The organism is Streptomyces sp. NPDC006385 (genome assembly GCF_040612485.1).
Classification (GTDB): Bacteria; Actinomycetota; Actinomycetes; order Streptomycetales; family Streptomycetaceae; genus Streptomyces.
Genome location: NZ_JBEXQG010000031.1, coordinates 1 through 12221, shown reverse-complemented (window position 1 = coordinate 12221; position 12221 = coordinate 1). Strand labels below are relative to the sequence as shown.

Sequence of the window (12221 nt, the reverse complement as noted above, 5' to 3'; positions counted from 1 at the left end):
CATTTCACCCTGGCCCGCACTGAGTGACGTACGGGTAAATGAAAGGCGACGGAATATTCACCACCGGACAAGTCATCAATGATCATGGATTTCTCTTGTCCTGACAAAGTAGATGCGGCAATCAATCCTCCGGTTCCTGGAAATCCCCGCGAACCATCGCGCGGAATTGACGGAATTGATCGCTCTGGGCGGAGGGAGTGCCGATCAACGCTCCGCTCGCCAGTCTCGGTGTCACCGCCGGATCCCGGCACACCGAGCAACTGGAGAAGACCGTATGTCCCAGGCAGTCAAGACCAGGCGGACCTCCCGCCTCGGCAAGGCCGCGCTCGTCATGGGCAGCGCCGCCGCCCTGACCGTCGGCCTGGCCGGCAGCGCCGGCGCCGCCGTGCTGAAGCCCTTCCCCTACATGGGCGGCAGCGCCCCGGCCCAGGAGATGTTCCAGCCGCTGTTCGACTACGACGCGGAGGGCTGCTACCCGGCGGCCGCCGTCGACGCGAGCGGCCGGCTCAACGGCGGTCTCCACAACGCCGGATCGCTCGGCGGCGGATGCAAGAGCGGTCACCTCGGCCAGGCCAACACCTACTCGCGGGCCAAGTGCGACAGGGGCTCCGGCTGGTGCGGCATCGTCTACACCCTGTACTTCGAGAAGGACCAGGGCGTCGCCGGCGCCGCCGACGCGTTCGGGCACCGGCACGACTTCGAGGCCGCCGTGGTCTGGTACCACGGCAGGGACCAGTGGCCCAGTTACGTGTCCGTGTCCGCGCACGGCAACTACACCACCAAGCGCTTCAACGACGTGGAGCGGGAGGGCAAGCGCTTCAAGGTCGTCTACCACAAGGACGGGCAGCTCCCGGCCGGCCCCTTCGGCACGCACTCCTTCCGCTTCGCGAAGGCGGGCGAGCGGGGCGAGGCGTGGGGCAACGGCAGCTGGGACCGCCCGGCCCTGGTGCCCTACGACACCCTGTGGAGCCGCAACCGCACCGCCTGGAACGCGCTGGAGAACTCCAGCTGGGGCAGGGCCAACTTCCCGCTCCAGGACAAGAACGACCACTTCCGCAGCACCCTGAACAAGGCCAAGCCGGCCGGCATCAGCTTCAACGCCTGGAGCTGACACCCGGCACCACAGCCGCCCCCGGCGGGGACGCCCCCCCTGTCCCGCCGGGGGCTTCCTCTTGCCCCCGGAGTTACGTCGCCTTCACCCGCTGACCTGCAACTGACGCAGCCGCTCGTGGACGTTCTCCAGTGCGCCCCGCCGACGCCCCGGGACGCGGCCGCGCAGCTCCGCCAGGTGGGACCCCAGTTCGCGCGCGAGCGCCGCGTCGCCGATCTGCCCCCACTGGTGGTGGGCCCGGTCGACGGCGGCCTGCACGGCGGGCAGGTCCGGGCTCTGCCCCGCGGAGAGCCTTGCCGAGGCGACCGTCAGCCAATTCCGGCAGCTGCGCACCGGGTCCCCCGCCAGCATCGCCAGATCCGCCCGCACCTCGATCCAGTGCAGGGCCTCCTCCGAGGCATGCCCATGGGCCCGGATGGCGACCTGCTCATGATGCGCGGCCAGCACATCGGCCTCACCATGCCGCCCCGCCTCCACCGCAGCACTGATGGCGGCATGCGGATCACCGGGCGCGCGCGGCGACGCCGGCTTCTGCGCGGGACTCGGGGCGGGGGGTCGCGTGGGGATCGGGGGGATGGTGTGCGCGGGGATGTGTGGGGGGTTCGGGGCGGGGGCTGGCGCGGGAGCTGGGACGGGAGCCGGCACGGGAGCTGACGCGGAAGCCGACCCCGGAACCGACCCGGGAGCCGACCCCGGACCCGACACGGAAGCCGACCCCGGACCCGACACGGAAGCCGACCCCGGACCCGACACGGAAGCCGACCCCGGACCCGACACGGGGCCCGACCCCGGACCCGACACGGGGCCCGACCCCGGACCCGACACGGAAGCCGACACGGGAGCTGGCACGGGAGCTGGCTCGGGAGCTGGGACGGGACCCGACCCGGAAGCCGACCCCGGAGCTGACGCGGAAGCCGACACGGGAGCCGACCCCGGACCCGACCCGGGAGCTGGGACGGAAGCCGGCACGGGAGCTGGGACGGAAGCCGGCACGGGAGCTGGGACGGAAGCCGACCCCGGACCCGACGCGGAAGCCGACCCCGGACCCGACACGGGACCCGACCCCGGACCCGACGCGGGACCCGACCCCGGACCCGACGCGGGATCCGATGCGGAAGCCGACCCGGGAGCTGGGACGGGAGCTGGCGCGGGAGCTGGGACGGAAGTCGACCCCGGAGCCGACGCGGAAGCCGACACGGGAGCTGGCGCGGGAGCTGGCTCGGGAGCTGGGACGGGACCCGACCCGGAAGCCGACCCCGGAGCTGACGCGGAAGCCGACACGGGACCCGACCCCGAACCCGACGCGGAAGCCGACCCCAGACCCGACGCGGAAGCCGACCCCGGACCGGACCCGGGACCCGACCCCGGAGCCGGGCCGAGGTTCTGCGCTGGACTCGGCGCCGGAACCGGCGTGGAGCCCGCCGGGCTCTGGGCGGCACCGGGCGCGGGAGTCGGCGTCGGGCTCGGAGCCGAACCCGGCTCAGGGGGCGCCGCGTTGAGCGCAGGGAGCCGCAGCGTCTTTTCCTCGGACGCCCCCGGCAGGTTCGGACTCTGGGCCGAACTCTCCGCAGGGAGCGGTACGGAACTCGGCGCCGGAAGCTGCGGGGAACTCTGCGCGGGCGCCTCCGACGGGGGCGTCGCGCTCAGCGCAGGGAACTGCAGCGTTCTTTCCTCGGACGCCGCAGGGGTCGGCGCCGCGCTCACCGCACCGTGCTCGGCGCTCGGCCCGGGAGCCGGTACAGAACTCGATACGGGAACCGGCGCGTCAGTGGAGTCAGGGAGCGGCTGGCGCGGCGCCGGAAGCTGCGACGCACTCTGCGCGGGCGCCTCCGTCGGATTCTGCTGAGGACTCCGCGTCGGACTCTGGGCCGGACTGGGCGCAGAGGACGGCACGGCACTTGCCGCAGGGAGCGGCGCACTTGCCGCAGGGAGCGGCACGGAGCTCGTCGCAGGGAGCGGCTGGGTCGGCGCCGGAAGCTGCGAGGCACCCTGCGCAGGGGGTTCCGGCAGGTTCTGGCGACCGGTGTGCGCCGGGGGCTGCGGCCGGTCCTGCTGGGCGCCCGGCGTCGGGGGCCGCAGGGGTTCCTGCTGGCGGGCCGGGCTGTGGGGTGGCTCCTGGTGGATGCCCCGCGCAGGCACCTGCGGCGCGTTCGGTGCGGTCAGGACGATGTCGATGCCCGCGCCGGCGTCGGGGGCGATGCGGTACAGGGCCTGTTGGTGGAGCTGGTCCAGGGGCGGGCGGTGGCCGCTGCGCAGCAGGGTCGCCACGGCCTTCATGTACGCCGGCCCCGCCACCGTCCGGCGGCTCGGCGGCGGCGCGACACGGCCGTACACCGTGTTGTTGTGGCCCGAGTCGAGGGGGTGGGCGCGCAGCCACTCCCAGGTCTCGGTGTCGGCGTGCAGGTCGAGCAGGAGGGATGTCGAACCCGGTGCGCGCAGGCGCAGTTCCTCGCGGATCCAGTGCCAGGGGAAGCCGGTGTAGCGGACCGTCGACGGGGTCGTCCGGGCCAGCGCGAGGTGGGGGAGGTGCTGGCGGCGGTCCAGTTGCAACTGGCCGGTGACGAAGACGGTCAGCGGGCCGGGGGAGACCGCCGCGGCGCGCAGCCGGGTGAGGACGGCCTGTGGCTCCAGGGGGTCGGCGAGTTCCACGACGTTCGCCGTGTCCGTGCCGGACAGCACCGCGGGCGGCACGGCGGCGAGGACGGGGAGCACGGAAGCGGCGTCCACCAGACAGCCCTTGCCCGCCGGTGCGGCGGCCAGCAGCAGAACGGTTCCGGGCATCGGTCCCTCCCCATCCCCCGTCGATCACGTACGGCAGCACCGTAACCGCTGCGGCCGCGAAGAGGGATCTCAGGACCGTTTACGTCCGATTCCGTCCCCATTCCCCACACCGGCTCTCCGCCGTACCGCGAACACCGTCGTGTCGTCGGCCAGATGCCCACCGCAGTGCCGCAGCGTGCTCTCCCGGACGAAGGCGACCAGCCGCCGGGGCTGCGCGATGTCCGGATCGGCGGCGACGGCGGCGGCGACCTCGTCGGCGAGCGGGTAGAAGGTGCCGTCGCCGTCCCGGGCCTCGGTCACGCCGTCCGTGGTCAGCAGCAGCGTCTCGCCGGGGCCGAGGGGCACGTGCAGCACCGGCGGCGGGCCCTCGACCGGGGCGAGGCCGCCCAGGCCGAGGGGCAGGCCGTGGCCGGTCGGCAGGGACCGTACGCCGTCGGGACGGACGACGAGCGGGGACTCGTGGCCGAGGACGACGGCGTCCAGCGCGTCCGGCCGCTCCTCGGGGAAGCCGAGCAGGACGGCGGTGGCGAACCGGTCCCCCTCCTCACCGCCGAGGGCCGTGCGCATCCGGATGTGCCGCTGCATGCGGACCTCCAGGCGTACGGCGACCGTCGTCAGGTCGGGCTCGTGGTAGGCGGCCTCCCGGAACGTGCCGAGCAGCGCGGCGGCCGCCTCCACGGCGCCGAGCCCCTTGCCCTGGACGTCACCGAGGATGACGCGGGTGCCGTGCAGACCGGTCTGGATGTCGTAGAAGTCGCCGCCGACCCTGGCCGCGCTGTCGGCGGCGAGGTACACGGCCGCGTGGTCGAGGCCGCCCCAGCCCGGCGGCAGCGGGCGCAGCACGGTACGGCGGATGGTCTCGGCGACGTCCTGCATGTGCAGCATGCGCTGCTCGCCGCGCACCCGGACGACGCAGGCCAGCGTGGCGAGGACGCCGCCGACGCCGGCGAGGACGAGGTCGGGCAGGCCGGCCTGGTACTCGTGCGGCAGGACGGCGTCCGCGGTGGCGTAGGTGGCGGGCGCGAGCACCGCGAACACCGCCGTCCCCCACACCCCGCAGATCGCGGCGGCGATACCGGGCACCAGCACCATCCAGGACAGGATCCGGAAGTCACTGCTGGTCTCGTAGTCGACCGCCACGATGCCGATGAGCAACAGCAGCGGCGGCACCCAGGCGACGCTACGGTCGCGCACACGCAGCAGCTGCGGCCGGCGCGCGCTGCCCAGCGCACTGGCTCCACCGTCGCTGACGGCCCTCATGAGCCTCAGCGAATCACGGCGTTCGACGCGCCGCATCCGGGTGCCCGGGGCCTTCCCGGCAGTGCCGACTTGCCGGCCGGCGCCCTCAGGTGTGCCCTGGATGCGGGGGCGAGGAGAGAGGAGTGCTCTCATGGCTCATGCGGCACCCGTGCCCGGCGGACGGTCCGGACGGTCCGGACGGGCGACGACGACCGGCAGGACCGGCACGAGCGCCCCGCCCGACCTCTTCAGCGCACGGACGCACCGCGTCGCGAACGTCGCCGCGGCGATCGTCCTCGGCCTCGTCTACGGCTACTGGGCCGCGGCGAACCGGCGCTCCGGCGGGGAGATCACCGGCTGGAACCTGCTTTTCGGCTTCGTCACCGCTTTCGTGTTCATGGCGCTCTACCTCGCCGTGCGCGCGCTGGCCCCCCGGATGAAGCGCGAGCTGCACGCGCTGCTGTGGTCCGCCTTCGCGGGCTGCGCGTTCGGGTTCCTGTTCAGCCAGGCCGACCAGAGCGTCCTCAGGTCCGCGCTCATGGCGGCCGTGATCGGCGCGGCCTTCTTCGTCGTGCTGTTCTACCGCTACTACACCCACGAGGACGCCCAGGGCCGACGGATCGGCTGAGGGCTCGCGGTCCGGCCCCGGCTGCTCGCCGGGGCCGGACCGTTCCCCTTCATCCACCCACTTCATCCACCCACGTCATCCACCCACGCGATCGCTCCACTCGCTCCCCCGATCCATGAGACACCCGTTCGGGTGAACTCTCCACCGGAGAGCGCATCGGTGCGGCCGGATGCAGTCATACGACTGGCGCCCCCGCCCCGGTGCTCCTTGCCTGTAGGGGTGCCCACCCGTCTGCGGAACGCCCTGTCGGCGGCGCTGATCGCGCTGTCGTGCCTCCTCGTGCCGTTCGGCGCGCTGGCGGCCTGGGTGACGTACGGGCTGGCCGACACCGGGCGGTACGTCACCGCCATGGCGCCGCTCGCCGCGGATCCGGCCGTGCAGGGCGCGGTGGCGGACACCGTCGGGGCCGGGATCATGCAGGAGGTCGCTCCCCGGCTCCACCCCGAGTGGGAGGCCCGCGACGAGCGCGGCACCGTGCGGCCCTTCGTGCGGGACGCGGTGCGCTCGTTCACCCGGACCGAGGCGTTCCGCACGGCGTGGGAGGCGAGCAACAGGGCGGTCCACGGCGCCGTGCTGAGCGCCCTTCAGGACGGGCGCGACCGCGCGGTCACCGTCGATCTGGCCCCGGTCACCGCCCAGGTCAAACGCCGGCTCACCGAGGACCACGTGCCGTTGGCGCATCGCATCCCGGTCGAGCACACCGAGGTCGCCGTGCTCCCGGCGCACGAGCTGGACCGGCTCAGGAAGGGGTACGACGTGCTGGAGGTCGCCGGTTTCTGGCTGCCCGTCTCGGCCGCCGTGCTCGCCGCGACCGGCATCGCGGTCGCCGCCTGCCGCCGCCGCGCGGTCACCGCGACCGCGCTGGGCTCGGCCCTCGGCGGCGGCTTCCTGCTCCTCGCGCTGGCGATCGGCCGCCGGCTCACGCTGGCCGACCTGCCCGAGGCGGCCCACCGTCCGGCCGCGGGCGCGGTCTACGACGCCCTGACCGAGACCCTGCGCACGGTGTCCTGGCTGCTGATCGCCCTCGGTCTGACGGTCGCTCTCGTCTGCCGGCTCACGGAGCTGTTCGCACGACGCCGGCGAGCGTCCGCAGCGCCCGCCGCAGATCCGGCTCCGGGGCCGACGCGAGCCCGAGTCTGACCGCGTCCGGGGTGCGGCTGGGGTCGACGGCGAAGGCGGGGCCCGGCGTCACCGCGATGCCGTGCGCGGCCGCGGCGGCCGTGAAGGTGTCCGCACGCCACGGCGCGGGCAGCTCCCACCAGGCGAAACAGCCGCGCGGATCGGACCGTACGGCGAATCCGCGCAGCTCCTCGCCGAGGAGGCGCTGCCGGTGCGCGGCGTCCGCGCGTTTGGCCGCGACCAGCCGCCGCACCGTCCCGTCCGCGATCCACCGCACGGCCGCCGCCACCGCGAACCCCCCGGCACTCCACCCGCCGGACCGCACGGCGGCCGCCACCGCCTCGACGCGCTCCTCGGGAACGACGACGAAGCCGACGGTGAGCCCGGGGGCGACGCGCTTGGAGAGGCCGTCGACGACATGGGTGAGGTCGGGCGCGTGGGCGGCGAGGGGGTCGTCGTCGGTGAGGAAGGACCAGATGCGGTCCTCGACGACCGGAATGTTCAAGTCGACGGCGAGACGGGCGAGTTGGCGTCTGCGCTCGGGGCTCGTCGTCAGCGAGGTCGGGTTGTGCAGGGTCGGCTGGAGGTACAGCGCGGACAGGGGGGCCGTGCGGTGGGCGGCGGCGACGGACTCCGGGAGCGGGCCCTGCGCGTCCGTGGCCAGCGGCACCAGGGTGATGCCGAGCCGGGCGGCGATCTCCTTGACCACGGGGTACGTCAGCGCCTCGGCCCCGACCCGGCCGCCGGGCCGGACCAGGGAGGCGAGGGTGGCGGCCACGGCCTGACGGGCGTTGCCGGTGAAGAGGAACCGGTCGGGCGCGGGGTGCCAGCGCGGGGTGGCGAGCAGGGCGGCCGCCGCCGCGCGGGCCTCGGGTGTGCCGGTGGCGGCGGCCGGGCGCAGGGCCTCGGTCAGGACGTCGGAGCGCAGGAGCGGTGCGAGGGACCGGGCGACCAGCTCCGGCTGGCCGGGCGCGGACGGGTAGGTGAGCTCCAGGTTGACCGGCGCCGCGGTCGCGGCCTCGACGAGGGTCCGCCCGGTTCCTTCCGGAGCGGCCCGCACGAAGGTGCCGCGGCCGACCTCGCCGACGACGAGCCCGCGCCGCACGAGTTCGGCGTAGACCCGCCCGGCGGTCGATCCGGCGATCCCGCGCCGCCGGGCGAACACCCGCTGCGGGGGCAGCCGGTCACCGGGCTTGAGCCTCCCGGCGGTGATGTCGTCGGCCACGCGGTCGGCCAGCCGCCGGTAGTCGTCCACGCGCTGCCCCCTGACCAGGCCGTTCCCATTGCACCGAGGGCAAAGATCTTATTGCACCGAGGAGTTGGGGCGATCTAGGGTCGTCTCCATGAGCCCCTTCCTCGCATACGAGGACAAAGGCGCCGATACCTCATCGGTCCCCCTCGTTCTCGTCCACGGCCATCCCTTCGACCGCACGATGTGGACCCCGCAGATCGAGGCGTTCGCCACCACTCGCCGGGTCGTCGCCCCCGACCTGCGTGGCTACGGCGCCTCCCCGGTCGTCCCCGGCGTCACCCCCCTGTCCGTCTTCGCCGCGGACATCGAGGCGCTCCTGGACGACCTGAAGGTGGAGACCTTCGTGCTGGCGGGCCTGTCGATGGGCGGCCAGATCGTCATGGAGTGCTACGACCGCTTCCCCGGCCGCGTCCGGGGCCTGGTCCTGGCGGACACCTTCGCCTCGGCGGAGACGGCCGAGGGCAAGCGGGCCCGCGGCGCCATGGCGGACCGGCTGCTGCGCGAGGGCATGCGCGGGTACGCCGACGAGGTGCTGGAGAAGATGGTCGCGCCGTACGCCGACGCCGAGGTCAAGGCCCATGTGCACCGCATGATGACGGCGACGGCCCCGGAGGGCGCCGCGGCCGCCCTGCGCGGGCGGGCCGAACGCCCCGACTACCGCGCCCTGCTCACCCGCGTCACGGTCCCCGCCCTGGTCGTCGTGGGCGAGGACGACGCCTACACCCCCGTCGCGGACGCGGAGTCGATGCACGCCGCGCTCCCCGACTCGACGCTGCGGGTGATCGAGCGGGCGGCGCACATGCCGAACCTGGAGCGGCCGGCTGAGTTCAACGAGGCGCTGGGGGCGTTCCTGGCCCGCATCGACGGGTGACCCGTACCCCGCCTGCTCACCTGCTCACCGCTTCCCTCACCTACGAACCGCTCCAGGCCATCTGCATCAAGGCCACGAGCAGTACGAAGGTGATCGCCACCCCTTGGACAGCCTTCCCCCAACCGGGCATCGGCTCGCCCCTCCTGGCCGCCGAACGCGCGGCGACGAAGGCGACCACCAGGCCGACGACGGCGAGGGGCCGAGCACCAGGGTCAGCCAGTTGACCTGCACGGGTGTCATCTCGGATCTCCTTGTTCCCTACGGTGACCGGCGCCCCATCATCGGCGCGCACCACCGGGACCCCTCCCGATGAGGGAGGATTCGGTCATCCCACCCGCGAGCGGAAGGCCGGGACTTGGACACTGCGGCTGCCGAGTGGACGGCCTCCCCGGACGGCAGGCCCCGACGACGGGCCGGACGGTGGCTCCCCGCCCTCCTCCTCGCCGGCGTCACCGTCGTCGTGGGATGCCGGGTCGCCGACACCGACGGCATCACCCCGGTCCCCCAACTCCTCGCCTTCCTCCCCTGGCTGCTCGTCCCCACGGGATGCGCGCTGCTGCTCTCCCTGCTCGCCCGCTGGTGGGTCGGCCTGTTCTGGGGCGTCGTGGTGCTCGGACTGCTGGCCTGGTTCATCGAGCCGTACGGCAAGAGCGAGCAGCCGGACGGGCCCCCGCTCGCCTCCTTGCGCGTGCTGACCTCGAACGTCGAGTTCGGGCACGCGACCGACGCCCTCGTCGCCGCCGTCCGCCGCGAGCGGCCGGACATCGTGTTCGTCCAGGAGTGCGAGTACGGCTGCGACGCCACGCTCAAGCGGGCCCTCGGCGCCGACTATCCGCACCGGGCTGCGCGGGTGGCCGACGGATCGGCGGGGTCGGTCGTCCTCAGCCGCTTCCCGCTGGCGCCCGCCGACGGGGTCGACGGCGCCATGGCCATGCCCGGCGCCGTCGCGGACGTACGCGGGCACGCCGTACGGCTCCAGCTCGCCCACCCCATGCCGCCGCTGCCCGGCCGGACCGACCAGTGGCGCCGGGAGCTCGACGAGCTGCGGGACTTCGCCGCCGCGGACGGCCGGACGCCGCTGATCCTCGCCGGGGACTTCAACGCCTCCCAGGACCACGCCGCCTTCCGCCGCATCCTCGACACCGGGCTGCGTGACGCCGCCCGGCTCACCGGCGCCGACCGCACGCCCAGCTGGCCGGCCCGCACGGCGCCGACGCTCGGGGTGCAGATCGACCACGTGCTCCTCTCCGCCGACTTCTCCGCCGGCGCCACCCGCTTCCTCGACCTCCCCCGCACCGACCACCGCGCCCTCCTCGCCGACGTCACGCTGCACCGGCGCCCGTGAGGGGCACACGTCGGCGCGGCCGCCCTGTGCAGGAGGGCGACCGCGCCGGGTGTGGGGGGTGGGTTCCGGCCGGACTAGGGCCTGTTGCGAAAGTGGCGTCGTCGCCCGAAGGGCGGCCGCGCGGCGTCCGGTGCGCCCTCTCGGCGTGCCGCCCGGAAGCCCTCGTACTGGGCGTACTCGGGCTTTCGGGCGGTGCGGCGAGAGGGCGTGCCGGGCGTCGCGCGGCAGGCGCCACTTTCGCAACAGGCCCTAGACGCCCTCCGTCCCTCGGGGCCGGCGGCTCAGCGGGCGTCCTGAGCCCGCCGATGCCTGTGCCCCACCGCGCGCGGGGGCGGGGCCCTGCCGCCGTGGCGCCCTCGGTGCCGGCGGGCAGGCCCGTCAGCGCGGCGCGCGGGATGATCTCCGTGGGCCGAGCCTCCGGCCGCGTCGTGGAAAGTACGCGCGCCCCGCACCCCGCACCCCCGCCCGGGGCGCGGGGATCTTCGGGTTTGAAGGCGTTGTCAGTGGCGCAGTGCATTATCGAAACCGGGAGGTGGGGCAGGTGCGGGCGATCGCTTACGACTGTGACGTGCTCGTGGTCGGCGGTGGGATCGTCGGGCTGGCCACGGCGTATGCGATCACGCGTGCCGCGCCGGGCACGAGGGTGACCGTGCTGGAGAAGGAGCCGGGTCCGGCCCGGCATCAGACGGGGCGCAACAGCGGGGTCATCCACAGCGGGATCTACTACCGGCCGGGGTCGCTGAAGGCGCGGTACGCGGTGCGGGGCGCCGCCGAGATGGTCAAGTTCTGCGCGGAGTACGGCATCGCGCACGCCGTCACCGGCAAGCTGATCGTCGCGACGGAGCGGGAGGAGCTGCCGCGGCTGCACGCGCTGGTGCAGCGCGGCCGGGAGAACGGCATTCCGGTGCGGGAGCTGGGCGCCGCGCAGATCGCGGAGTACGAGCCGGAGGTGCGGGGGCTCGCCGCCATACACGTCGGGACGACGGGGGTGTGCGACTTCGCCGGGGTCGCCCGGCAGCTCGCCGAGGCGTCGGGGGCGGAGATCCGGTACGGCGCGCAGGTCGAGCGGGTCGACCGGCGGGCGGAGCTGGGGGTCGCCGTACGGACCTCGCGCGGGGAGGTGGTGCGGGGGCGGGTGCTGGTGAACTGTGCCGGGCTGTACTGCGACGAGGTGGCCCGGATGACGGGGGACGAGCCGGATGTGCGGATCGTGCCGTTCCGGGGGGAGTACTACGAGCTCGCGCGGCCCGAGCTGGTGCGGGGGCTGGTGTATCCGGTGCCGGATCCGGCGTTCCCGTTCCTCGGCGTGCATCTCACGCGGGGGATCGACGGGGGCGTGCACATCGGGCCCAACGCGGTGCCGGCGCTGGCCCGGGAGGGGTACGGGTGGGGTGTCGTACGGCCGCGGGAGGTCGGGGCGACGGTGGCGTGGCCCGGGGTGTGGCGGATGGCGCGGCGGCACTGGCGGTACGGGGCGGGGGAGCTGCGGCGGTCGGTGTCGCGGGGTGCGTTCACGGTGGCGGTGCGGAGGTTGTTGCCCGCGGTGTCGTCCGACGACCTGGTGCCCGCGGCGGCGGGGGTGCGGGCGCAGGCGGTGCTGCGGGACGGGACGCTGGTGGACGACTTCCTGATACGGGAGGGGGCTCGGGCCGTGCATGTGCTGAACGCGCCGAGTCCCGCGGCGACGGCTTCGCTGCCGATCGGGAGAGAGGTGGCGCGGAGGGCGTTGGCGGTGCTGGAGGGGGTTTGAGCGGGGCGGGGTGGTTGGGGCCGACGTCGATGTTCTTCGCCCCCGCCGCCCCTACCCGTCCCATCCTGAAGGGGCGCTGCCCCTTCGACCCCGGCGTCCCTGGGGGCCTGCGGCCCCCAGACCCC

The 12221-nt window shown here is 74.2% G+C and carries 8 protein-coding genes and 2 pseudogenes; 6 read left to right on the top strand and 4 right to left on the bottom strand.

Features of this window, described 5'->3' with window-relative positions:
• Positions 1–274: 274 nt before the first annotated feature.
• On the top strand, positions 275–1111 hold the full coding sequence (locus ABZ078_RS23195; protein WP_356577962.1) for an NPP1 family protein: 837 nt from the start codon (positions 275–277) through the stop codon (positions 1109–1111).
• Positions 1112–1195: 84 nt separating this feature from the next.
• On the opposite strand, the pseudogene ABZ078_RS23190 reads toward ABZ078_RS23195, so the two are convergent.
• The 3 genes and pseudogenes from ABZ078_RS23190 to ABZ078_RS23180 form a co-directional block, all read right to left on the bottom strand.
• Positions 1196–1618 (bottom strand): annotated as a pseudogene (locus tag ABZ078_RS23190) (hypothetical protein); the annotation flags it as partial.
• 1644 nt (positions 1619–3262) lie between these two features.
• Positions 3263–3892 (bottom strand): annotated as a pseudogene (locus ABZ078_RS23185) (hypothetical protein); the annotation flags it as partial.
• 69 nt (positions 3893–3961) lie between these two features.
• The gene (locus ABZ078_RS23180) at positions 3962–5152 is read right to left on the bottom strand and encodes a PP2C family protein-serine/threonine phosphatase (protein ID WP_356577960.1); all 1191 of its coding nucleotides are present in this window, start codon (positions 5150–5152) and stop codon (positions 3962–3964) included.
• A 130-nt stretch (positions 5153–5282) separates the two neighbouring features.
• Here ABZ078_RS23180 and ABZ078_RS23175 point away from each other — a divergent pair, with 130 nt between their 5' ends.
• Positions 5283–5759, top strand: a complete 477-nt coding sequence (locus ABZ078_RS23175) for a hypothetical protein (RefSeq protein WP_356577958.1) — start codon at positions 5283–5285, stop codon at positions 5757–5759.
• 219 nt (positions 5760–5978) lie between these two features.
• Positions 5979–6899: a hypothetical protein gene (locus ABZ078_RS23170; RefSeq protein ID WP_356577956.1), complete on the top strand. Its 921-nt coding sequence runs from the start codon at positions 5979–5981 to the stop codon at positions 6897–6899.
• On the opposite strand, the gene ABZ078_RS23165 is transcribed toward ABZ078_RS23170, so the two are convergent.
• On the bottom strand, positions 6814–8133 hold the full coding sequence (locus ABZ078_RS23165; RefSeq protein WP_356577954.1) for a PLP-dependent aminotransferase family protein: 1320 nt from the start codon (positions 8131–8133) through the stop codon (positions 6814–6816). The genes ABZ078_RS23170 and ABZ078_RS23165 overlap by 86 nt on opposite strands.
• Positions 8134–8221: 88 nt before the next feature.
• Between ABZ078_RS23165 and ABZ078_RS23160 the strand changes: the two genes are divergently transcribed.
• The 3 genes from ABZ078_RS23160 (at position 8222) to lhgO (ending at position 12096) form a co-directional block, all read left to right on the top strand.
• Positions 8222–9001 (top strand): alpha/beta hydrolase, encoded by a 780-nt coding sequence (locus ABZ078_RS23160; protein WP_356577952.1) that lies wholly within the window; start codon positions 8222–8224, stop codon positions 8999–9001.
• A gap of 355 nt (positions 9002–9356) precedes the next feature.
• Positions 9357–10346, top strand: coding sequence for an endonuclease/exonuclease/phosphatase family protein (locus ABZ078_RS23155; protein ID WP_356577950.1), 990 nt, complete (start codon positions 9357–9359; stop codon positions 10344–10346).
• A 541-nt stretch (positions 10347–10887) separates the two neighbouring features.
• Complete coding sequence (gene lhgO, locus ABZ078_RS23150; protein ID WP_356577948.1) at positions 10888–12096, top strand: L-2-hydroxyglutarate oxidase; 1209 nt, start codon at positions 10888–10890, stop codon at positions 12094–12096.
• Positions 12097–12221: the final 125 nt, after the last annotated feature.

Bases quoted from the DNA above. Each gene is read 5' to 3' on its own strand.
- ABZ078_RS23175 (WP_356577958.1), top strand. From the start codon at position 5,283: ATGGCTCATGCGGCACCCGTGCCCGGCGGACGGTCCGGACGGTCCGGA.
- ABZ078_RS23195 (WP_356577962.1), top strand. From the start codon at position 275: ATGTCCCAGGCAGTCAAGACCAGGCGGACCTCCCGCCTCGGCAAGGCC.
- ABZ078_RS23160 (WP_356577952.1), top strand. From the start codon at position 8,222: ATGAGCCCCTTCCTCGCATACGAGGACAAAGGCGCCGATACCTCATCG.
- ABZ078_RS23180 (WP_356577960.1), bottom strand. From the start codon at position 5,152: ATGAGGGCCGTCAGCGACGGTGGAGCCAGTGCGCTGGGCAGCGCGCGC.